The following is an 18,702-nucleotide window of genomic DNA, read 5'->3' on the forward strand; positions in this document are numbered from 1 at the left end:
CGGCTTCGAATTTCGAGGGCTGCAAGCGGTGGGGTGTGCTACAGGTGCGCCATTCACCCACCCGCCAAGTGCTTCAGTGCTTGTGGCCGCCCTGGGCATCGTGGCCAGCCGGCTGGGCGCTGGCGTTGAGCGCACGCACGGGAGCCTTCACTTCGACCGATTCGCGCTTGCCGTCCGGGCCCTCGATGACGAGGGTCAGAGGCACCGTGTCGCCTTCCTTCACCTGCTGCTTCAGGTCCATCAGCATCACGTGGTAGCCGCCGGGCTTGAGTTCCACGGTCTTGCCTGCGGGCAGCTCGACGGCCGGCACCTGGCGCATCTTCATCACGTTGTCCTGCATGGCCATCTCGTGGACCTCGACGGCGGGCGTAAGCGGCGAGCTGGCCGAGACCAGCTTGCTATTCTTGGTTGCCTTCAACTGCATGAAGGCGCCGGTGGCTTTCTGTTGCGGTACGGTGGCGCGCACCCAGGCATCTTTGACGGTGACTTGCGCCTGGGCGGTGGCCGCGAGCAGCGAGGCGGCGACGATGGCTGTGCGGATGACGAGTTTCATGGTGTTCTCCTTGAGGGGATAGAGGGTCAGGCAGGGTTCAAGAGCTTGCGGATGTCGTCCGCATAGTCTTGGGCGGGTTGCTCATGGCGCAGGGCCAAGCGCAGCTTTCCTAGCGGGTCGTAGACGTAGCTGAGCGATGTGTGGTCCATGGTGTAGGACGATCCCGTCGGCATTTTCTTGTAGTAGACCTTGAAGTCCTTGGCGATCTGTGCGGTGCGTTCCAGGTCGCCGTACAGACCGATAAAGCTGGGGTCGAATGCAGCCGTGTAGGCTTTGAGCACCTCGGGCGTGTCGCGCTCGGGATCGACCGTGACGAACAGTGTCTGGAAGCGCTCGCCGTCGGGGCCGAGAAGCCGCTTGACCTCGGCCGCCCGCGCCAGGGCCGTCGGGCAGACATCTGGGCACTGAGTGAAGCCGAAGAAGACCAGGATGGCCTTGCCTCGGAAGTCCGCCAGCGTGCGCTCATTGCCATCCGGGTCGGAGAGCCGGATGTCCGTGGCATAGGTTGCACCGGTCAGATCGACACCTTTGTACGTGGGGACGTCTCAGAAAACGGAAAATAAAGCACGTTAAGCCCATTGCAGACGCTAGATATTGACGAGTACGTCGGGTTTTCTCTTGTTTGAGTTGCCTCTTGTGGTAAGATAGTAATCAATTACTATCTTACAAGGAGTGCTCGTGGACACCCATCCAAAGCATCTGCCGGCCGATGAACGTCGTGCCGTAACTGTCGAGTCCGTCGTGGCGCTTGCCGGTTCACAAAACCCAAGCGAGATAACCACTGCAGCTATCGCTAAACACATGAACTTGACCCAGGGTGCGCTGTTTCGGCACTTCCCGAACAAGGAAGCCATTTGGCAGGCGGTCATGGAGTGGGTAGCAGAGCGCCTATTAGCCAGAATCGATCGATCCGCACAAGGAATCGAGTCGCCCTTGGCAGCCATGGAGGCGATGTTCATGAGTCATATCGAATTCGTAGCTGAGCACCCAGGCGTGCCAAGAATGATGTTTGGTGAGCTTCAGCGTGCCGAATCGACACCGGCCAAGCGCATGGTGCAAACCTTGATTCAGCGCTACGGCGAACGTTTGCATCGTCTCATCGAGAAAGGCAAGGCCAGCGGCGAGTTGTCTCCCTCGCTTGACAACGAGGCGGCGGCAACGCTGTTCATTGGCACGATCCAGGGCTTGGTCATGCAATCGCTGTTGGCGGGTGATGTGGGACGTATGCACGGCGATGCGCCGCGCGTCTTTGCAATTTATCGGCGTGGCATAAGGAGTGCGCAATGAAAAAGTTACCCTTGCAAGGCCGCACCCTGGCGCTGCTTGCCGTCATCATTCCTTTGCTGGTGCTTTTTATTTATGTCGGTCTGCGATCAGGGCCGCTCGCCCCGGTCGCGGTGACGGTGGCAAGCGTGGAATCACGGGCTATCACACCGGCGCTGTTCGGCATCGGCACGGTGGAGGCGCGCTACACCTACAAGATCGGGCCGACGTTTGCCGGGCGCGTCAAACGCCTGGAGGTGCATGTAGGCGACCAGGTCAAGGCCGGACAGGTGCTCGGCGAGATGGAGCCGGTCGACCTCGATGATCGGGTGCGCTCACAGGAGTCGGCATTCAAGCGTGCGGAAGCGGCTTTGCGCGAGGCAGAAGCCCGGCAAGCCTACGCGCAAACCCAGGCGCGCCGCTACGAGCAATTGTTTGCGGTGCGCTCGACCAGCGAGGAAATCGTCACCACCAAGCGGCAGGAACTGCAGATCGCCGATGCCGCCTTATCTGCCGCTCGGGAAGATATTGTCCGGGCACGCTCCGACCGCGAAGGACTCGTCGCGCAGCGGAGCAATCTGCGCCTGATCGCGCCGGTCGACGGTGTAGTCGCCGTGCGCGATGCCGATCCCGGCACGACCATCGTCGCGGGCCAGGCCGTGGTGGAAGTGATCGACCCCAAGAGTTTGTGGATCAATGCGCGCTTCGACCAGATCAGCGCATCGGGGCTGGCTGGGGGGTTGCCGACTCTTATCGTCCTGCGTTCGCGTGGTGGCCAGACCTTGAAAGGTCGCGTGCTGCGGGTGGAACCCAAGGCCGACGCGGTAACCGAGGAAACGCTTGCCAAGGTGACATTCGATAACAAACCAGAACCTTTGCCACCGGTGGGTGAACTGGCCGAAGTCACGGTTGACTTGCCGGCGCTCCCGGCCGCTCCACTGATCCCCAACGCTGCCGTCCAGCGTGAGGGCGACAAAGTTGGTGTCTGGCAAATCGTGGATGGTGATCTGCATTTCTCCCCGGTCAAGCTCGGCACTTCCGACCTCAATGGTTACGTGCAGGTGCGCGAAGGGCTCAAGAATGGGGACCAGGTTGTGACCTATAGCGAAAAGGCACTGACGGCGCGCAGCCGCATCCATGTGGTCGACCATATCCCAGGAGTGTCACGATGATCAGCCTGGCCGGCCGCGACATTCTCCATGCCTGGGGAAAATTCGTCTTCACCGGCATCGGTCTGGGTCTGCTGATCGGCGTCACCCTGGTCATGGCTGGGGTGTACCGAGGCATGGTGGACGACGGCAAGGCGTTGCTCGACAACAGTGGCGCTGACCTTTGGGTGGTGCAAAAGGATACTCTGGGTCCTTATGCGGAGTCGTCCAGCCTCAACGATGACGTGTATCGCGCCATTCTCGCCATGCCGGGAGTCTCACAGGCAGCGAACGTGACCTACCTGACCATGCAGGTACGCAAGGGCGAGAGTGATGTACGCACCATGGTGGTCGGCATCGCGCCCGGTGCGTTGGGGGCTACACCCGGATGGCCTCCTTATCTCGTCGCTGGACGCCAGATCACGCGCGGTCACTACGAGGCGGTGGCCGACATCGCCACCGGCTTCAAACTGGGAGATCGTCTTGCCATTCGCCGAAATCATTACACCGTCGTGGGGCTGACACGGCGCATGGTGTCGTCCAGCGGCGACCCGATGGTATTCATTCCGCTCAAGGATGCCCAAGAGGCTCAGTTCCTCAAGGACAACGACGCCATTTGGCAAAGCCGGCGTCGCACCGAAGCCAACCCGGCCTTCAATCGACCCGGTGTTACTGGTTTGCTGGATGCCGTGATTGCTTCACAGAGCACCAACGCGTTCGTCAATGCAGTGCTGGTCACTCTGAAACCTGGTCATGCGCCGGACGAGGTTGCCGAATCCATCCGGCGCTGGAAACGTTTGACGGTCTACACACGGGCACAGATGGAAGACATCCTCGTCGGCAAGTTGATCGCCACGTCGGCCAAGCAGATCGGCATGTTCTTGGTGATTCTGGCCATCGTTAGCGCGGCCATCGTTGCCTTCATCATCTATTCGCTGACGATGGACAAAATCCGCGAGATCGCGGTGTTGAAGCTCATCGGCACACGCAACCGAACCATCGCCGCGATGATCATGCAGCAGGCGCTCGCCCTGGGCGTGATTGGTTTCGTGGTCGGCAAGATCACAGCCACTTTCTCAGCGCCCCTGTTTCCCAAGTACGTACTGCTGATGCCGTTCGACTCCATCGCCGGTTTTTTCGCCGTGCTCGTGATCTGCGTTCTAGCCAGCATCGTCGCCATTCGCATGGCACTCAAGGTCGACCCGGCCGAAGCCATTGGAGGTTGAGATGAGTGGCAAAGGCATTCGCATCGAAGGTTTGAGAAAACGTTATGGCGAGGGCGATACCGCGGTCAATGCCTTGAAAGGCGTGGACATGCAGGTGGCACCCGGCGAGGTGGTGGGCCTGATTGGCCCTTCCGGGTCCGGCAAGAGCACGCTGCTCAAATGTCTGGGCGCGGTGATTGATCCGACCGCCGGTCGCATGACGCTGGGCGATGAAGTGATCTACGACGATGGCTGGAAAGTCCGCGACTTGCGCGCCTTGCGGCGCGACAAGATCGGTTTCGTTTTCCAGGCACCATACCTGATTCCGTTTCTCGATGTCACCGACAACGTGGCGCTACTGCCGATGCTCGCAGGCGTCGCGAATGGGGAGTCGCGCGCGAAGGCACTGGAACTGCTCACCGCGCTCGATGTGCAACACCGGGCTCGCGCCATGCCCTCGCAACTCTCCGGTGGCGAGCAGCAACGGGTCGCCATTGCGCGAGGTTTGGTCAATCGCCCTCCGGTGATCCTGGCTGATGAGCCCACAGCTCCACTAGACAGTGAGCGCGCCATGGCTGTAATCCGCATCCTCAATGACATGGCTCGGAAGTTCGAGACCGCCATCATCGTCGTCACCCATGACGAAAAGATCATCCCCACTTTCAAGCGCATCTACCACATCCGCGACGGTGTGACCCATGAGGAAGCTGGCGAAGGGCGGGAGTTCGAATGAGAGAACGATTGAATTACAGGAGAATTTCATGACCCACCGCAAACACAGCCACGCATTTGGAACTATCACCCTGACCGTTACGGCCTGCCTGCTTTTATGGGGTTTTCAGTTGCCAGCTTGGGCTGGTGACGCTACCCAGGTTGAGCCACTGGCGCTACGCAAGATCATGCAGGAACTCGGGCGCAACATGCAGGCTATTACCGGTGCGATTTCGCAGGAGGAATGGGTTCAGGTCGTTCAGCTCGCCCCAAAAGTTGCTGCACACCCCGAGCCACCGCTTACTGAAAAAATGCGCATCCTTGCTTACCTCGGCGCTGATGCGACCAAGTTCAGAAACTTTGACGCGCAGACTCACAAGGCGGCGCTGGCCATGAAGCTGGCTGCTGCGAGCAGCGACGGCAAGGCGGTGATCCAATCATTCGCCCACGTGCAGGAAAGCTGCTTGGGCTGCCACCAAGCTTTCCGTAAACCTTTCGTGGAGCATTTTTATGGAGCACGCTAAAACATGCCAGCGCCCCATCAGCCTCGAAAGACGGCTTGCGGCAACTTACCTGGTAGCTGGTCTGGTCACCGCCGGTCTGGCCGGTTGCGCCGCCGGCCCTGATTTTCAGCGTCCCACGGCTCGCTACACTGCAACACCGGTGGCTGATAGAACCGCGTCCGCTCCCACGCAGTTCGGCGAAACACAACGTCTAGTCGAAGGGCTTCCGATCGAAACGCAATGGTGGCAAAGCTTGGGTTCATCCACACTCGACGGACTGATCAACGAAGCTTTCCATGTCAGCCCGACGCTGGCGAGCATCAGCGCCAATTTGCGACAGGCGCAGGAGCTTCTTGCCGCACAGGCGGGCTCGACGCAATATCCACAGGTAGATGTCGCACTGGGATCTCAGCGCCAGCAAATGAGTCCCAGTAGCCAAGGGTTGAGCGGAGACGCACGTCAATTCAGCCTCTACAACGCCAGCGTTGGCGCGCATTACAACCTCGATCTGGCTGGCGGCAACCGGCGCGCACTCGAAGCCTTGGCTGCTCGCGCCGACTACCGTCGCTTCGAACTGAATGCTGCGCGCCTGGCCCTTGCCGGCAACATGGCAACCGCTGCCATTACCCGAGCACGCCTCGCCGCGCAACTAGAAGCCACTACTGCCATTTTGCGCGTGCAGGATGAGCAACTGCGCCTAGCCCATGAACGCGTGCGTATCGGTCAGGCCTCACCTGATGAAGCGTTGAGCCTACAAGCTCAGGCGGAGCAAACGCGGGCAGAACTGCCTGCGCTGCGTAAACAACTGCAACAAACCGAACATCTACTGGCGGTGCTAGCCGGTCGTGCCCCAGGCACGGGTGGCATCCCGGCCTTCACTCTGGCCGATTTCACTCTGCCCGTCGAGATGCCGCTCGTCGTGCCCTCAGAACTGGTGCGCCGCCGACCGGATATCCAGGCGTCAGAGGCGCTGTTGCATGCGGCCAATGCAGACTATGGTGTGGCTGTCGCCAAGCTCTACCCACAGATCAACCTGAGCGCCAACCTTGGCTCTCAAGCGCTGACCACCGGTACCCTGTTCGGTGGTGGCTCGGCAGTGTGGGGCCTGGTTGCGCAGCTCACCCAGCCTCTTTTTAATCCAGGGCTATGGTGGCCAGCACTCCACCGGCCAGAACTTGGATCGCAACTTCCGTGAGGGTTCGCACTTCCGCACGGCGGCCGGTGCCAATGACCAGCTCCACATGAATTTGGGTGTTGGCCGTGGGAACCCCAACGGCGGCGGTGCGCCTGGTGCTGGCGGTGCAGGCGGTGCGCCTGATCCGCGCGAGGAAAAGCGCATTGCCGACGCCATGAAGCAGGGCGGCGCGAACCAGCAACAGATCGACCAAGCTCTGAAGAACTACCGGGGCGGCAAGGGTGGTGCCCAGCCTTCGGGCGGCCTCATCAACGCGGGCCTGGGGTACAACGGCGCGAAGACCTACACCGCCGAGCACGGCCGGGATCGGGGCGTGGATACGGTTCATGGCAACCAGGAAGCCGCGCGCACCGAGCGCACGTTTGCTGAACGCGGCTCACGAACCGAGCAGGCCGGGACGGGCAACCAATCGGCCCAAAACGACCGCCACGGCCGCGATGCAGCCCTCACAAACGTGGATGAAGTTTCCCGCGTGCGTGATGTCTCTGATCGCCGTGAGTTCGGTACTGGCGACCGCGCCAACCGTAGCGACAGCAACAGCTTCACGACTCACAAGGATCTGATGGCCGATCCGTATCTGTTCGAGAAGGTGGCCGCGCGCAATGGCATGACCGCCATGCGTTTCGCCAACCAATCCGAAGACCGGATCATGGACATGGTGCAGGACTACGTGAGCGAGAAGGGCATGGTTCAACAAGCTACCACCATGCCGCAGCAGACTTTCGCAGGCGAAAGACTGCCGACCACGAAGGGCGAGCTGGAGAAGCAATCCGCCAAGGATCGCGCCGGCATCCCGCAGGACATCCAGGGCGTCCACAAGAAGAAGGTGGCACAGACCGGCTACGGCGGAACCGCTCCGCTCAAGGTCGATACCTCTGCGCCTCCGATCATTGCGGAATCCAGAGGGGACGTACAGGGCCAGCTCGACCCGAAGAACAAGGGCAGCATCCCGGCGCGTGCTGGGGCCTTGGACGAGAACGTGAATGCCTGGGCCAGCCCGGACAAGGCTGTAGGCGCTGGGCGGGCCAATCCCGCAGCCGTCAACGAGGACAACATGATCCGCGACGGCAAGGACACCGTTCAGAAGGCTTGGGACAAGCTGACTGGCGGCGACGGTACGGCAGACGGCGAAAAGCTGAACGACAACATGAAGCGGGAAACGGCCGCCTCGGTTCAGATCAACAACGGCAGCAAGTAAAGGGAAAGGGGGCTTTGCCCCCTTTCAAGAATTGCCGCCCGTGTAGTTATCGCCCCAGGGTAAATGATGAACAACACAAGACTTGCCGGTAAATGGATTAACGCCTGCTGCGCTATTTGGCGCGCCAGTGCCGGGCCATTTCGACATTCCCTTGAATCCATCGCTTAACCACCATGCAAGCCAGAATGGAATCCAGAAAATCAATCCACCGCCGAGCATTGGAATGTAGTCGGCAAGGAAATTACCACCGGATGCCGAAAGTGCGGCAGCGGCCGGCAATGGAAGCCAGAGCATCCAGCGCCTTCGAGAGAACAGCATTTTTTTCAGTTGCATCATTATTGTTCCTCAATAACCAGCATCACGTAGGTGGCCGTGTTTTTGTCATCTTGCATATGCACGACACGGAAGCCCTTTTCGTAAATCTGCTTGATCGTCACCTTGCCGATGTGTTCGCACTGCAACACCGAGTCGCCACCACGGAAGGGGCCGATGCAGACACCGCCACGCTTCGCGGCGGCCGCTTGGGCGCTGGCGTTCGTCATGCCGGCAAGTGCTGCCACGATGAAAGCAGCGTAAAGCATCTTTTTCATTACAACTCTCCTTCCAATTTGGATAGAATTTGCGCATCTTGTCTATTGACAAAATACGCTCAAAACCCTTACGGTGCAAGGGGATGAGCCAGATATTCAAGACTGTTTCCGCAGCGTGTGGCCATGTGTCGCGTGCTGTCTTCGTGAAAGCAGCGAGGCGGCTGGGTCTTTCGTCCGAATCTTACCGCATCGCTGATGAAGTGTTCCTCAAAGGCTACCGGCAGGCAACCGTCGCGCGCCACGTCGGCGTCTCGCGTCAGCGGGTGCATTCAGTGTGCCGGGAGCTGCTGGAAGAAATCAACAACCAACTTTCCCCTGAAAGGGCAACCGATGAAAAAACTTCTCCTGATTCTCATTACCACGGCCACCTTGGGCGGATGTGCTTCGCAACAGCCTCTCAGCATGAGAAATGACTGGCGCGCTGGCACCGATCAAACGCCGTATCGCTCGATCCCCACAGCCTTAATCTGTGACGACTGCAATTTGCAATGATCCCGTCTCACTGGTTCAGACGGATCATTCTGATCGTCTTCATTATGGAGGTTGCTGGCGGCATTTTGTGGGTAACTGGCAGGTTATCCACGAATCCGGCCGCCAAGCCAATGACTCAGGCTCTCGGTAGCCTGATATTCCTGTTCGGCTTTTATGCCAGCGCGCCATTATCGGCGCGCTTCCTTGCTCCGCGACCGTCGCGGGATGCTGTGCTTCAAGAGCGTTTGGCAAGGATAGTGGCAACCGTCCCTGATAGTCGCCCCGTCTTCCTGTATGACCATGCCGACAAGGAAGCCAACACCGTGGGGCTGCTGCCGAGTCATTCGCGCATCTACGTGACAACCGGCCTGCTGGCCAGCATGAGCGACGAAGGTATGCGGGGCGTGATCGCCCATGAAAACGCACATGTTCATGAGCGCCATATCTTCGCCACGTTCACCTATGCCTGCTGCTTTGCTGTGAGCAGCCACCTCCTGGACAACAACAATTTTTTCTTTGCCGCCTTCCTCCTGTTCCTGGGGATTCGCCGGTATTGCGAGTACCGGGCGGATGCCGGCGCTGCGCAGTCCGTAGGGCGCGAAGCGATGTTGACGGCGCTGCGCGAGCTGGCCGTGTTGTACCCCTCGAAATCCTGGGTTCGCTGGTTCTCGTTCGCCAATGCTTACCCAACCTTGGCCATGCGGATGCGGGCCGTGGAAACCGGGCGCAAGGCCCTTCTGTGAGGTGAGCATGGATGCCTTCTACCTGCAATGGATCGGCTGCGCGTTTGGGGTGCTGGGGGCCTTGCTGCTGGCCCTCAACAACCGTTTGTCGGGCTGGGGGTTCGTGTCTTTCCTAGCCTCGAATGTCTGCTGGATCGGCTTCGGCGTCATGACCGACGCGCCGGGCCTGATCTTCATGCAGGTGGCTTTCACTGCCACAAGCCTGCTGGGCATTTATCGCTGGATGCTGGCCAAGCCCGGCTTTCGCGCGCGAAAGCAGGAGGGGTGATGAGGCGGGCGAAAAAGTACCACACCATCACCGACATCGTAGGCACGGTTTACTGCGAGCAAAAGGTGGTTTTCGACCGTGAGCGCGGGGATGCCCGGCCGCTGGAGGTTCGGGCGAAGGCCGCTGCCGGCACCTTCGAGCACCTACGGTTTCAGGTCGAAGGGCAGACGCGCGCGGCGATTGATCGGCGCTGTTTCATTGCCACCGCGATCTACGGGCCTGACGCCGCCGAGACAAATTTCCTCCGCGCTTGGCGTGACCGGGTGCTGATGCCGGCAATGGTAGGGCGCTTGTTCGTCCGAGCCTACTACGCCGTCTCACCTGGCTTGGTGCCTCTGCTGTGCAGGAGCCGGTGCGCGGCCACGGCTGTGCGCGCTGGGCTGAACGCCCTGCTTCGCTTGCTGGGGATGCCGCGATGAGCAACTTGGCCAGCTACATCTTATTCGCCCTGGCCCTGGTGCTGGCCGGCTGGACATTCATGGTCTGGCGCGGGTTCACTCAGAACTGGCTCCCTCCCGAGCTTGCGGCCGGCAAGGTGGCTCAAGTGGAGCGCAACCTGTTCATCAATGCACCGTTCCCCGTCGTGGGCCGGCCCGATCAGGTGTATCGGCTTCCTGATGGGCTGCATGTTCCCCTCGAAAACAAGAACCGCGATGCCCACCGCGTCTATGAGACGGACATTGCACAGCTCTCTTTGCAAGCGTGGCTGCTTCGCCTGAACGGACTCGAAACAGCGCCCTTTGGCTTCGTGGCCATCAACAACCGAAAAACCCGTGAGCGCCGAGCCATGCGCGTGGAGCTGCGCGACGACGCCTATTGCGAGCAGTTGGTGGCCCGGTACATCGACCTCACCGAGCGCAGGGCCAAGGCGCGCAAAAGCCGGGGCCGCAAATGCGACACATGCGGCCATCGTTCCGAATGCTTTTCTCTCAACCCTTAACCAACAACATGGAGATTCCACCAATGACTACCCCTGACCGCGAACTGCGCCTGATGGAAACCTTTGTCGGCCTTCTCAGCGACCATCAAAAGGACTTCGAGGGCTTCGTGCGCGACGTGGAGAACGTCCGCTACTGCCATACCCCCATCGACGGCCAGCAAATCAATCGTTGCGAGTATGCGCTGCGCAACATGGAGATTCGCCTGCTGACCATCCACAACTGCATCCAAGCGGGGCGGTTCGACGCTGAAACGCTCGATGCGTTGGTTCAGACCAAACATACCTGGGCCAGCATGAAGAACCGGGTGGATAGCTACCTGGGCGAAATCCACCAGATCATCAGCCAGACATCCGCCGCGCTGCGGCCGGTGCGCGAGAGCTTGGTGGCGTGATCGCCCTCCCCTTCCTATTGACGTTATCGCGCTAAACGCCTAGTGCCAGTAGGATTTTTTTGATAAACTTGCTTTCACCGTGAAAGCAAACAAACGGCATCTGAATACTGGCACTGGACACCCGCATGGACAACTTACCGATGGATGCGCTGCTGACGCAGATATGGCAAATGGTTTCTCCCTACGTGGGCGGGGCCTGGGCCGCACTGCAACGCATCTTCGCTGAAACCCCTACCCCGCTGTTGATCGGCATTGTCGTTGGCTTGTTGCTCGCGCGCGTGCTGCGCGGCGTGCTGATCGTGGCGGGGCTGGCGGCAGTGGTGTTTGTTGCCGTGCGGGTGTTTGGCATTGCTGTGCCCGGCTTGGGCTGACTGGAGGCGAACATGGAAGACAAGAACCCTTATGAACTCGATACCGGCCCCGTGGCTGCGCCCCATCCGGCCGACGTGCGCCGTGCGCAGTTTGCTCAAGCCAATGCTTCCCTGTCCCTGGAGGGGATGCCGGTGGACTCCGCCGACCTCGCCATTCAGGAGGCCGTCATCGCCGGCACCCTGACCCCTGACGAGGCGGTAGCCAAGTACCTGGAGCGCGCACGCGGGGCCAGCCAATGAGCGAGCAAGAGGACTACACCTACCCCGGCACGCACGTTCTCAAGAACAAGGCCGACATCCGCGACCTCGCGGCGCTTCAACGCTTCGAGCGCGGCGCAACGGCCGTTCGCATCCAGGAGCTGCGCGAAAACCCGGTACGGGGCGAATACGACTTGGCCCACCTTCAGGCGATCCACAAGCAGGTTTTTCGGGATGTCTACGAGTGGGCCGGCGAAGTGCGCAAGGTGGATATTGCAAAGGGGCCTGCGGGCGACCGAACCCTGTTCACCTTCAAGGAAGACATCCCGCAGAAGGCGCAGGAAATCCAATCCGCGATCAAGGAAGCCAACTATCTGCGCGGAATGGACAAGGCGCAGTTCAGTGGGAAGATGGCCGAGGTCTATGCCGGCGTGAACGAAATGCACCCCTTCCGCGAAGGGAATGGCCGCACGACGCGCGAATTCATCGGGCAACTCGCCAAGGATGCGGGCTACCAGCTCGATTACTCCAAGGTCGATAAGCAGACGTGGAACGAGGCCGCCAAGGAATCCGCGCGCGGCAACTTGGAGCCGGCGCGCGAGGTTTTCTACGAAATCACGACCGTGGAGCGGGCGGTGGCCTTCGACAAGCTGGCCACGCGCGAAGCTCTGGCCAAGCATCCCGAGCTGGATGGTGCCTACAAGATGTTGCACGACGCCCACCGGGCCGGGCAGGACGCCGCTTACCTGCGGGCAGAAATTTCCAAAGAGCTGCACAGCGGCCGGCTGGTGGGCGATGGCGTGACGCTGGACGAGTCCAAGCGAGTCATCGACCACGCCGCAGCCTATCGCGGGCTGATGGTGCGGGATGCCGAACGGCTTGGCGGGCAATTTAAGGGCGAAGTGGTGGCGGTTTCGTCGCACCACGCGATGCTCCAAGTGGGCGACATGATCGCCGTGCGCTACGAACGCGCCAATCTGGATCGTGACCTTGCCGTGGGCGACCGCGTGACGATCCAGTACGACAAAGCGCGCAGCCAAGTCTATGAGCAGGGCAAGGAGCCGGCGCGGGATCGTGGCGGCAAGGACATGCAGATGGAGCGCGAGCGCGTGCCGACGCCGCGCTGACTTTCGCGCGCGAAAGACCAACGGAGAAGAACATGAATCGAGAAACGCTTGAGCTGCTGGTTTTTGTGGGGATGTGCTTTGCCGCGTCCTACCTGTTGATGCGCGAGTTTCGTGCCTACCTGGATGCCGTCTTCAGCCGTTCCCCCGGAGAGCCGTGGGCCGATGTCTGGAAGCGCGCCCATGCCGAGCACGACCTGAACCGCAAGGCCCAGCTCGAAATGTTCGGCTCCAAGTGGGCGACCGTAGGGGGCCGCTTGCTTGTGGTGGGGCTTGTCATAGCTGGGGTGTGGTTTCTGGCTTTTGTTCCGGTTGCTGCCGTGCTGCTGGCCGTCTATCTGGCTTGGGGGTTGTACGCCACCCGCAGCCTTGGGCTGACGGCCAACGACGTGTATGCGCGCCTGCTGAAGCGCGACCGCATCACCTACCGCCTGCTGCACGCGGCCCTGTGGCCGCTCCATGCAAACCAAGCCAAGAACCAATCCGGTAATCAGTGAGGAATCCAGACCATGACCAATCAACTTTTCAGCCGTGCCGGCGTCCGCTACGAGGTGGCGCTGGATGTCCTGGGGGCCATCATCGCCCACCACTCCGAAGCCATTGCCGCCGAGCGCGAAAAGGCTACCCCTGACGAGGCCGTGATTGCGGCTGCTCAGAAAGCGAAGGACGAGCTGCGCACGATCCGCGAAGACCTCGATCCGAATGCTGACGAGGCCATCGAGCGCGTCATCACTCAGTACGGCCAGCAGGCCCGCGACCTTTACCAATAAGGCAGGAGGGCAGACAAATGGCTGGGGAGGTTTCCAAGTACGCAATGGAGAGCGCCTACAAGGATGTAGAGCGCGATGCACTGGCAAGAACGACGGCGCAGGAGAATCCGAAGGCGATCCTGTTGGGTGGCCAACCGGGATCGGGCAAATCGGCGCTGGCGGCCGAAGCGATCCGCGAACTGCGCGCCAACGGTGGCGCTGTGGTGATCGACGCCGACCGGATGCGCGAGGAAAACCCGCGCTACAAGCAGCTTTCGCGCGAAGACCCCCAGCACGCCGCCGACCGAACGCAGAAAGAGGCCGGCGAATGGGCTACCCGCCTCACGCTGGCCGCCGTGGAGATGCGGTACAACCTGCCTTCCACGCGGCCGCTGGCCTGCGCGGTGGCTTCGGATACCGAGCCGGAGCCGACCGCCATGTACGTGGTTCCGCCTGGGGCCAGTGAAGACTATGCGGCCGCCGTCGATGAATTGATTGCGGAAAGCAAGCTCCCTTCATGGAAGTGGGTGGCTGGCGAGGCTCCTATGCCGGCGCTGCCGGCGCTGCCGGAGCACGGCCGATGATGAGCGCCCTACTCCGCTTCGTCGGCATTCGCCAGACCGTCGCCCCGACTTTCGCACGCGAAAGTCTGCCGGCGACTCACCGCGCAACACGCTGGGCGCTTCAGCGTGCTCCCCGTGGCCCCGTCCTGATGCTGGACATCGACGGGGTTCTACACCCTGGCCAATCTGGCACGCTGATTTACCTGCCCCTGCTGGAAACATGGCTGCGAGCGCATCCCGATGTTGATGTGGTGATTTCGTCCAACTGGCGCGAGACACACACGCTGGATGAGCTGCGCAACTTCTTCTCCATCGAGCTGCGCGAGCGCGTTATCGGCTGCACGCCCGTTTTGCCTGATTGCACCAGGCTGGACGAGATCCTTTGCGTTGTCCGAGAGTACGGCGTCACCCAATGGGCTGCCCTCGATGACCGCGTGCAGGAATTTCCAGATACACGCCGGCTGGTGGCCACCGAGTACCTGGACGGACTTACCAGGGAGTCGCTGCTTCAGCTCACCCGCGTGATGTGGGTGGCACCGTGAAGGTGTGGAACGCCCTGCTTTGCCTGTTTGGCATCCATTCGCCGTTGTCCACGCCCATCTATTCGAGCTGGGACGGCACCCAAGTACATGAACGGCGCTGCGCCCGTTGCGGCAAGGTGCTGGGTCATATCCTCAACTGACACACGGAGATTTCCATGAACCGACAAGACCTGATCGACGCCATTGCTGAAGACACCGAAGCATCCAAGGCGGCCACCACGCGCTTTCTCGATAGCCTCATCACCATCGTGCAAAACGAGGTGGCCAAGGGTGGCGCGGTAAAGCTCACCGGCTTTGGCACTTTCGAGAAAGCAGCCGTCGCGGCGCGCACCGGGCGCAACCCGAAGACCGGCGCGCCGATCAAGATTCCCTCGACCCATAAGCCGAAGTTCACGCCTGGGGCCACGTTCAAGGACTTGGTGAAGGACTGAACCATGAGCAAACATCCCGACTTGAACGGAACCGCGCTTGCGCTGCTGCGCGCGCTCGACCGTGGCGAAGTGCGGGGCATTCGGGTGCTTTCGGAACGCGCGGCGGGCCGCCCATTGTGCGGTGCTGTCGATCTGAACGTGATGCGCGAGTACCTGGGTGAAACCCGCCACCTTATCGACCGCGGCTATCTGTCGCGCAAGCCTGCCGGCACATCCATCCGACTGTCTCTGACGCGCAAGGGCCGGCGCGCACTCCATCCTGGCACGCCGTTCTGGCCAGCGCCTGTGACTTGGGCGCTGGGGGCCTCGATGCTGGCCGCTGGCGTAACAGGTTGCGCGCCGATGCCTCCCGAGCAACCCCGTGCGCTCCTGATGGGCGCGCCCGTGCTCACCGGGCTGGCCCAAGTGCGCGATCCGCAAACCGGCACCGACTACTTTGTGCCATGCAACCCGTGTGCGGCACCAACGCCCAAAACTCCAATGCTGGGCAGCGCCGATATTGCGCCCGAAGCGACCGGCAAGCCGGCCGCACGGCCGCAGCCGTCGGTCTTGGCCAAGCTCGACGCCCACACCGTTGCTACGCTGGCCATGCCGGCCGAGGCGGATGCCATCCCGGCCGGCTCCGCCCAGCTCACCGATGACGTGCAGCCTGTGACGGTCATTGCGTCCGGCCCAAGCGTAACCACGCCAGTGACGGAAACGGCCAGCACTCCCTTACGCTCGATCCCGTTCCCCAGCGCCGTGGCGATCCTGAACGACGATGCCAAGCGCGGCTTGTCCGAGCTGCTGCCGCTGGCCATGAAGGCCGAGCGCGTCTTGATCCGTGGCCGCACCGATTCGACCGGCACCGTGGCCGGCAATCGCGCCTTGGCCATCGCAAGGGCTGCGACTGTGCGCGCCGCGTTTGCAAGCGGTGGCGTTGACCCCCGAAAGCTGAAAGTCTCCTACTGCGTGACCTGCTTTGTCGCCTCGAATGACACCGAGGCTGGGCGCAGCGCAAACCGGCGAGTAGAGGTTGAGCTGGTGATGCCTGCGCTGGCCGTAGCCGGCAGGAAGTGAAAGCCGACCATGAGCGCAGATGAACGGGATTGGTATCGAGAGCGGGCCGCGAAAACCATGCAGGATCATTACTATGACCCGAAGGTGTTTCGCGGTTCGCGCGAGGTTCGCGCAGACCAACCCCGCATCACGCTTTTGCAGTTCGTCATCGCCAATGCGTTGCCCTACGCCTTTCTGATTGTCGCGGGCGCGATCTGGCAAATAGCGCACGGGGCGACTCCACACGACGCCCTCTTGATGGCGACCCAATGGCTCAAAGGTTTCGTCTTGAGCCATCCGGCCCTGTGCCTCCTGATGGTAGCCGGTGCGGCCTTCTACATGGCAAGGCCGCGCCTCGCCAGCATCGCCTATGTATGGATCGGGATCGGGTTCCTGTGCTTTGTTGCCTTCGACTACTTCGGCAAAAAGCCTGCCGCCACGACCGCACAACGAGCGGGCGAGCCGCCGCGTGTGGCCACCATGAGCGTGCCAAAGAATCCGCGCGGGCACTATGAGACGCCGGGCAGCATCAACGGCCAGCCTGTCACCTTCATTGTGGATACCGGCGCGGGCCTGACATCCATTCCTGGCTCGCTGGCCAAGCCCTTGGGCATCACATCATGCGAACCTCGCCAGTTCAGCACGGCGGCCGGCGAGGTCTTCGGATGTGTCGCCACGGTAGCAGAAGTGGTTTTCGGTTCCTTCCGTGCCCACAACGTCCAAGTTGCCGTCATGCCCACCATGAACGGCCCTGCATTGCTGGGCATGAACATCCTGGGGATGGTGCAGATCGAGCAACGCGGATCGGCGCTGCTGTTCTCCACCACTCATTTCCGAGAAGACGATTGAACGTCAAGAACAACACGGAGGAAAACATGCGTCACCTTCCGCTTTACCTGCTTCTGACCGCTGCGGCCGGCTGCGCACTGCCGGCGCTGGCCAGTTCTGAAGCGGTGCCCGATGATGCCCCGGCTGCTGTAGCGGCCGCCACGGCCGCCGAGGTCAAGGTGGCCATCACCGGTCACATCGACCTGACTGCTGACCGAGGGCGCAAAGTCTTCATCGAATTCTTGGCCAGCCCGAAGCTGACGGCCGCTGCGCGTGCCTCGCTCGCGTCCAACGGCTTCGAGCTGGTGGACACCCGAGAGCAGGCTGACGTGGTGTACGAGCTGGATGGAGCCTTCCAGGCGCTGCGGCCTGCAACCCGGCGTACCGCCGAGGTGCGCGTCGGGGACTATGCAGAAAACCCCGCGCGCTTGGCCACCAAAAGCGGCCGGGGTGGCTCCGTCATGCTGTCGCTGAACCCGCTGGCCATGCTGATCGGCACGATTGCCTCCAATGTCGGGAATGCGACCGGCGCGCAGGACTCGGTGAACGCGGCAGCAGCAGGCGACCCGGACGGCAAATGCCTGTCGCGCTGCGAGACGTGGCGCTACCGACAGCGGAATGTGGTCAACCTGACACGCAAGGAGGGCGGCGCGGAACAGAAATGCTCCGTCTTAGCCACGACCGAGGACGCCGAGCTGCTGCCGGCGCGACTGATCCAGTCTTCACTTGATGGCCTGCATGAAGCGGCCGGCTTGGTTGTTTCGCTGAATTCGCCTGCTGCGCAATGAACGCCCGCCGCTTCCTTCTCGCCTTGCTGGCCAGCTTTGTGGCTGGCACTGCGGCCGCACAGCAGCGCGAATACATCATCTACGATGGCCAGAGCTACCCCGGCGACCAGCTCGACGTTGCGGCCGCCTCTCCCGTGATGGTCAAGCCGGCGCAGCGCCTGGGCAACGGGGACTACTCCATCCCGCGCGCTGCGGACGGCCACTACTACATCGCCGGGGCCGTCAACGGCTTTCCCGTGGTCTTCATGGTGGACACCGGAGCGCGCTTCACGACGCTGCCGGTCAAGCTCGCCCGCAATGCCGGCATCCGCGCCGGCCGCGCAACATCCTTTGACACGGCCGCAGGACGTGAACGTGGTGGCATCACTGCTGCCAACACGGTGATCGTCGGCCCCTTCGCCGTTGAAGGCGCGGCTATCGCCGTCCTGGAGCGCCTTTCCGCTCCGCTGCTGGGGATGGACGTGCTCAACCGCTTCCAGATCGCCTATTCGGGCGGCTTCATGATCTTGCGGGGCGGCCGATGACGCCGGCAGCAGCGCGCGCGTGGGTTCGGCTTCCTTCTGGCCGTCGCCTCGACCTCATCAATCCCGATCCCGGCGCTTGGCTCGACAGTGACCTTGCCTTGCGTTTGGCGCGGACGTACCGCTGGGGTGGGGAATCATCATGGCCCCTGCCCCTCTCTGTGGCCCAGCATTCGCTCCTGGTGCTCGCTTTGCGTCGGCAGTGGAGCGACACCCCTTTGCCGGCCTCTGACGCGCTCCTGGGGGTCTCCTCGTTTTCAGTGCAATAAGTGACGGTACGAAAAGCTAGCACTGGCGCGGAGGTGGTGTTGGTAGATCGTTGATTTCATTGACTTTCCTGTTCACTTTCAAATCTGCGATTCGTGGCGT

30 protein-coding genes and 1 pseudogene are annotated in these 18,702 nt (G+C 61.6%); 27 read left to right on the plus strand and 4 right to left on the minus strand.

The annotated features are described in order from the left end of the window. Positions 1-73: 73 nt before the first annotated feature. Both CDO44_RS07000 and CDO44_RS07005 read right to left on the minus strand, forming a co-directional pair. Positions 74-553, minus strand: coding sequence for a copper chaperone PCu(A)C (locus tag CDO44_RS07000; protein ID WP_003056114.1), 480 nt, complete (start codon positions 551-553; stop codon positions 74-76). Positions 554-579: 26 nt separating this feature from the next. Further along, positions 580-1,071, minus strand: a complete 492-nt coding sequence (locus tag CDO44_RS07005) for an SCO family protein (RefSeq protein WP_076841736.1) — start codon at positions 1,069-1,071, stop codon at positions 580-582. Between the two features lie 160 nt (positions 1,072-1,231). Between CDO44_RS07005 and CDO44_RS07010 the strand changes: the two genes are divergently transcribed. Genes CDO44_RS07010 through CDO44_RS07040 form a run of 7 tightly spaced genes read left to right on the plus strand, consistent with a single transcriptional unit; the run spans position 1,232 to position 7,776 of the window. After that, entirely contained in the window at positions 1,232-1,840 is a 609-nt protein-coding gene (locus CDO44_RS07010; RefSeq protein ID WP_012204557.1) for a TetR/AcrR family transcriptional regulator, read from the plus strand. Beyond that, the gene (locus CDO44_RS07015; protein WP_003056109.1) at positions 1,837-2,988 is read left to right on the plus strand and encodes an efflux RND transporter periplasmic adaptor subunit; all 1,152 of its coding nucleotides are present in this window, start codon (positions 1,837-1,839) and stop codon (positions 2,986-2,988) included. The genes CDO44_RS07010 and CDO44_RS07015 overlap by 4 nt, the downstream gene beginning before the upstream one ends. After that, positions 2,985-4,190, plus strand: coding sequence for an ABC transporter permease (locus tag CDO44_RS07020; protein WP_003056108.1), 1,206 nt, complete (start codon positions 2,985-2,987; stop codon positions 4,188-4,190). Before CDO44_RS07015 ends, CDO44_RS07020 begins: the two co-directional genes overlap by 4 nt. Position 4,191: 1 nt before the next feature. After that, on the plus strand, positions 4,192-4,902 hold the full coding sequence (locus CDO44_RS07025; protein WP_003056107.1) for an ABC transporter ATP-binding protein: 711 nt from the start codon (positions 4,192-4,194) through the stop codon (positions 4,900-4,902). A gap of 28 nt (positions 4,903-4,930) precedes the next feature. Then, positions 4,931-5,404 carry a cytochrome c gene (locus CDO44_RS07030; RefSeq protein WP_012204556.1) on the plus strand — a complete coding sequence of 158 codons (474 nt, stop codon included), beginning with the start codon at positions 4,931-4,933 and terminating at the stop codon, positions 5,402-5,404. Then, complete coding sequence (locus CDO44_RS07035; protein ID WP_233146064.1) at positions 5,391-6,578, plus strand: efflux transporter outer membrane subunit; 1,188 nt, start codon at positions 5,391-5,393, stop codon at positions 6,576-6,578. The genes CDO44_RS07030 and CDO44_RS07035 overlap by 14 nt, the downstream gene beginning before the upstream one ends. Beyond that, positions 6,559-7,776 (plus strand): hypothetical protein, encoded by a 1,218-nt coding sequence (locus CDO44_RS07040; protein WP_233146065.1) that lies wholly within the window; start codon positions 6,559-6,561, stop codon positions 7,774-7,776. Before CDO44_RS07035 ends, CDO44_RS07040 begins: the two co-directional genes overlap by 20 nt. Positions 7,777-7,800: 24 nt before the next feature. Here the strand turns inward: CDO44_RS07040 and CDO44_RS07045 are convergent, their stop codons facing one another. Together CDO44_RS07045 and CDO44_RS07050 are read right to left on the minus strand one after the other, a co-directional pair. Continuing rightward, complete coding sequence (locus CDO44_RS07045; protein WP_233146066.1) at positions 7,801-8,112, minus strand: hypothetical protein; 312 nt, start codon at positions 8,110-8,112, stop codon at positions 7,801-7,803. Next, entirely contained in the window at positions 8,112-8,366 is a 255-nt protein-coding gene (locus CDO44_RS07050) for a hypothetical protein (protein ID WP_087779520.1), read from the minus strand. The genes CDO44_RS07045 and CDO44_RS07050 overlap by 1 nt, the downstream gene beginning before the upstream one ends. An 83-nt stretch (positions 8,367-8,449) precedes the next feature. On the opposite strand from CDO44_RS07050, the gene CDO44_RS07055 reads away from it, so the two are divergent. The 20 genes and pseudogenes from CDO44_RS07055 to CDO44_RS28035 all read left to right on the plus strand — a co-directional run. Continuing rightward, positions 8,450-8,779 (plus strand): TrfB-related DNA-binding protein, encoded by a 330-nt coding sequence (locus CDO44_RS07055; RefSeq protein WP_082355033.1) that lies wholly within the window; start codon positions 8,450-8,452, stop codon positions 8,777-8,779. 75 nt (positions 8,780-8,854) lie between these two features. Beyond that, positions 8,855-9,580 (plus strand): M48 family metallopeptidase, encoded by a 726-nt coding sequence (locus CDO44_RS07060; RefSeq protein WP_009242138.1) that lies wholly within the window; start codon positions 8,855-8,857, stop codon positions 9,578-9,580. A gap of 7 nt (positions 9,581-9,587) precedes the next feature. Then, the gene (locus CDO44_RS07065) at positions 9,588-9,848 is read left to right on the plus strand and encodes a hypothetical protein (RefSeq protein ID WP_009242137.1); all 261 of its coding nucleotides are present in this window, start codon (positions 9,588-9,590) and stop codon (positions 9,846-9,848) included. Next, a complete protein-coding gene (locus tag CDO44_RS07070; RefSeq protein WP_029309679.1) occupies positions 9,848-10,267 on the plus strand; it encodes a CFI-box-CTERM domain-containing protein in 420 nt (139 codons plus the stop codon). Before CDO44_RS07065 ends, CDO44_RS07070 begins: the two co-directional genes overlap by 1 nt. After that, on the plus strand, positions 10,264-10,788 hold the full coding sequence (locus CDO44_RS07075; protein ID WP_009242135.1) for a Dna2/Cas4 domain-containing protein: 525 nt from the start codon (positions 10,264-10,266) through the stop codon (positions 10,786-10,788). The genes CDO44_RS07070 and CDO44_RS07075 overlap by 4 nt, the downstream gene beginning before the upstream one ends. A 23-nt stretch (positions 10,789-10,811) precedes the next feature. Next, positions 10,812-11,180, plus strand: coding sequence for a hypothetical protein (locus CDO44_RS07080; protein ID WP_009242134.1), 369 nt, complete (start codon positions 10,812-10,814; stop codon positions 11,178-11,180). Positions 11,181-11,305: 125 nt separating this feature from the next. Next, positions 11,306-11,551, plus strand: a complete 246-nt coding sequence (locus CDO44_RS07085; RefSeq protein WP_009242133.1) for a hypothetical protein — start codon at positions 11,306-11,308, stop codon at positions 11,549-11,551. 12 nt (positions 11,552-11,563) lie between these two features. Then, on the plus strand, positions 11,564-11,791 hold the full coding sequence (locus tag CDO44_RS07090) for an antitoxin VbhA family protein (RefSeq protein ID WP_087779521.1): 228 nt from the start codon (positions 11,564-11,566) through the stop codon (positions 11,789-11,791). Continuing rightward, entirely contained in the window at positions 11,788-12,876 is a 1,089-nt protein-coding gene (locus tag CDO44_RS07095) for a Fic family protein (protein ID WP_087779522.1), read from the plus strand. Before CDO44_RS07090 ends, CDO44_RS07095 begins: the two co-directional genes overlap by 4 nt. Before the next feature lie 32 nt (positions 12,877-12,908). Then, on the plus strand, positions 12,909-13,370 hold the full coding sequence (locus CDO44_RS07100; RefSeq protein ID WP_087779523.1) for a hypothetical protein: 462 nt from the start codon (positions 12,909-12,911) through the stop codon (positions 13,368-13,370). Positions 13,371-13,382: 12 nt separating this feature from the next. Beyond that, positions 13,383-13,643, plus strand: a complete 261-nt coding sequence (locus CDO44_RS07105) for a hypothetical protein (protein ID WP_009242129.1) — start codon at positions 13,383-13,385, stop codon at positions 13,641-13,643. Positions 13,644-13,687: 44 nt separating this feature from the next. Beyond that, positions 13,688-14,206 carry a zeta toxin family protein gene (locus CDO44_RS28030; RefSeq protein ID WP_233146067.1) on the plus strand — a complete coding sequence of 173 codons (519 nt, stop codon included), beginning with the start codon at positions 13,688-13,690 and terminating at the stop codon, positions 14,204-14,206. Beyond that, complete coding sequence (locus tag CDO44_RS07115) at positions 14,203-14,727, plus strand: HAD domain-containing protein (protein ID WP_087779525.1); 525 nt, start codon at positions 14,203-14,205, stop codon at positions 14,725-14,727. Before CDO44_RS28030 ends, CDO44_RS07115 begins: the two co-directional genes overlap by 4 nt. Then, positions 14,724-14,867 (plus strand): hypothetical protein, encoded by a 144-nt coding sequence (locus tag CDO44_RS27585; RefSeq protein WP_157896890.1) that lies wholly within the window; start codon positions 14,724-14,726, stop codon positions 14,865-14,867. The genes CDO44_RS07115 and CDO44_RS27585 overlap by 4 nt, the downstream gene beginning before the upstream one ends. Before the next feature lie 15 nt (positions 14,868-14,882). After that, positions 14,883-15,158, plus strand: a complete 276-nt coding sequence (locus tag CDO44_RS07120) for an HU family DNA-binding protein (protein ID WP_009242125.1) — start codon at positions 14,883-14,885, stop codon at positions 15,156-15,158. A 3-nt stretch (positions 15,159-15,161) separates the two neighbouring features. Next, the gene (locus CDO44_RS07125; RefSeq protein WP_087779526.1) at positions 15,162-16,217 is read left to right on the plus strand and encodes an OmpA family protein; all 1,056 of its coding nucleotides are present in this window, start codon (positions 15,162-15,164) and stop codon (positions 16,215-16,217) included. A 9-nt stretch (positions 16,218-16,226) separates the two neighbouring features. Continuing rightward, the gene (locus CDO44_RS07130) at positions 16,227-17,045 is read left to right on the plus strand and encodes a TIGR02281 family clan AA aspartic protease (RefSeq protein ID WP_233146068.1); all 819 of its coding nucleotides are present in this window, start codon (positions 16,227-16,229) and stop codon (positions 17,043-17,045) included. Then, a complete protein-coding gene (locus tag CDO44_RS07135; RefSeq protein ID WP_233146069.1) occupies positions 17,042-17,812 on the plus strand; it encodes a hypothetical protein in 771 nt (256 codons plus the stop codon). The genes CDO44_RS07130 and CDO44_RS07135 overlap by 4 nt, the downstream gene beginning before the upstream one ends. Next, on the plus strand, positions 17,809-18,336 hold the full coding sequence (locus CDO44_RS07140; protein WP_087779528.1) for a TIGR02281 family clan AA aspartic protease: 528 nt from the start codon (positions 17,809-17,811) through the stop codon (positions 18,334-18,336). The genes CDO44_RS07135 and CDO44_RS07140 overlap by 4 nt, the downstream gene beginning before the upstream one ends. Then, positions 18,333-18,575: pseudogene (locus tag CDO44_RS28035) on the plus strand (phosphohydrolase); the annotation flags it as partial. The gene CDO44_RS07140 and the pseudogene CDO44_RS28035, both read left to right, overlap by 4 nt. Positions 18,576-18,702 lie beyond the last annotated feature (127 nt).

It is taken from the genome of Pigmentiphaga sp. NML080357 (assembly GCF_002188465.1).
Lineage (GTDB): Bacteria > Pseudomonadota > Gammaproteobacteria > Burkholderiales > Burkholderiaceae_B > Pigmentiphaga.

What these genes read in the sequence shown, in the direction of transcription:
- CDO44_RS07000 (WP_003056114.1), bottom strand. Translation starts at nt 553, where the DNA reads ATGAAACTCGTCATCCGCACAGCCATCGTCGCCGCCTCGCTGCTCGCG.
- CDO44_RS07015 (WP_003056109.1), top strand. Translation starts at nt 1,837, where the DNA reads ATGAAAAAGTTACCCTTGCAAGGCCGCACCCTGGCGCTGCTTGCCGTC.
- CDO44_RS07020 (WP_003056108.1), top strand. Translation starts at nt 2,985, where the DNA reads ATGATCAGCCTGGCCGGCCGCGACATTCTCCATGCCTGGGGAAAATTC.
- CDO44_RS07025 (WP_003056107.1), top strand. Translation starts at nt 4,192, where the DNA reads ATGAGTGGCAAAGGCATTCGCATCGAAGGTTTGAGAAAACGTTATGGC.
- CDO44_RS07030 (WP_012204556.1), top strand. Translation starts at nt 4,931, where the DNA reads ATGACCCACCGCAAACACAGCCACGCATTTGGAACTATCACCCTGACC.
- CDO44_RS07035 (WP_233146064.1), top strand. Translation starts at nt 5,391, where the DNA reads ATGGAGCACGCTAAAACATGCCAGCGCCCCATCAGCCTCGAAAGACGG.
- CDO44_RS07045 (WP_233146066.1), bottom strand. Translation starts at nt 8,112, where the DNA reads ATGATGCAACTGAAAAAAATGCTGTTCTCTCGAAGGCGCTGGATGCTC.
- CDO44_RS07050 (WP_087779520.1), bottom strand. Translation starts at nt 8,366, where the DNA reads ATGAAAAAGATGCTTTACGCTGCTTTCATCGTGGCAGCACTTGCCGGC.
- CDO44_RS07055 (WP_082355033.1), top strand. Translation starts at nt 8,450, where the DNA reads ATGAGCCAGATATTCAAGACTGTTTCCGCAGCGTGTGGCCATGTGTCG.
- CDO44_RS07060 (WP_009242138.1), top strand. Translation starts at nt 8,855, where the DNA reads ATGATCCCGTCTCACTGGTTCAGACGGATCATTCTGATCGTCTTCATT.
- CDO44_RS07065 (WP_009242137.1), top strand. Translation starts at nt 9,588, where the DNA reads ATGGATGCCTTCTACCTGCAATGGATCGGCTGCGCGTTTGGGGTGCTG.
- CDO44_RS07070 (WP_029309679.1), top strand. Translation starts at nt 9,848, where the DNA reads ATGAGGCGGGCGAAAAAGTACCACACCATCACCGACATCGTAGGCACG.
- CDO44_RS07075 (WP_009242135.1), top strand. Translation starts at nt 10,264, where the DNA reads ATGAGCAACTTGGCCAGCTACATCTTATTCGCCCTGGCCCTGGTGCTG.
- CDO44_RS07080 (WP_009242134.1), top strand. Translation starts at nt 10,812, where the DNA reads ATGACTACCCCTGACCGCGAACTGCGCCTGATGGAAACCTTTGTCGGC.
- CDO44_RS07085 (WP_009242133.1), top strand. Translation starts at nt 11,306, where the DNA reads ATGGACAACTTACCGATGGATGCGCTGCTGACGCAGATATGGCAAATG.
- CDO44_RS07090 (WP_087779521.1), top strand. Translation starts at nt 11,564, where the DNA reads ATGGAAGACAAGAACCCTTATGAACTCGATACCGGCCCCGTGGCTGCG.
- CDO44_RS07095 (WP_087779522.1), top strand. Translation starts at nt 11,788, where the DNA reads ATGAGCGAGCAAGAGGACTACACCTACCCCGGCACGCACGTTCTCAAG.
- CDO44_RS07100 (WP_087779523.1), top strand. Translation starts at nt 12,909, where the DNA reads ATGAATCGAGAAACGCTTGAGCTGCTGGTTTTTGTGGGGATGTGCTTT.
- CDO44_RS07105 (WP_009242129.1), top strand. Translation starts at nt 13,383, where the DNA reads ATGACCAATCAACTTTTCAGCCGTGCCGGCGTCCGCTACGAGGTGGCG.
- CDO44_RS28030 (WP_233146067.1), top strand. Translation starts at nt 13,688, where the DNA reads ATGGAGAGCGCCTACAAGGATGTAGAGCGCGATGCACTGGCAAGAACG.
- CDO44_RS07115 (WP_087779525.1), top strand. Translation starts at nt 14,203, where the DNA reads ATGATGAGCGCCCTACTCCGCTTCGTCGGCATTCGCCAGACCGTCGCC.
- CDO44_RS07120 (WP_009242125.1), top strand. Translation starts at nt 14,883, where the DNA reads ATGAACCGACAAGACCTGATCGACGCCATTGCTGAAGACACCGAAGCA.
- CDO44_RS07125 (WP_087779526.1), top strand. Translation starts at nt 15,162, where the DNA reads ATGAGCAAACATCCCGACTTGAACGGAACCGCGCTTGCGCTGCTGCGC.
- CDO44_RS07130 (WP_233146068.1), top strand. Translation starts at nt 16,227, where the DNA reads ATGAGCGCAGATGAACGGGATTGGTATCGAGAGCGGGCCGCGAAAACC.
- CDO44_RS07140 (WP_087779528.1), top strand. Translation starts at nt 17,809, where the DNA reads ATGAACGCCCGCCGCTTCCTTCTCGCCTTGCTGGCCAGCTTTGTGGCT.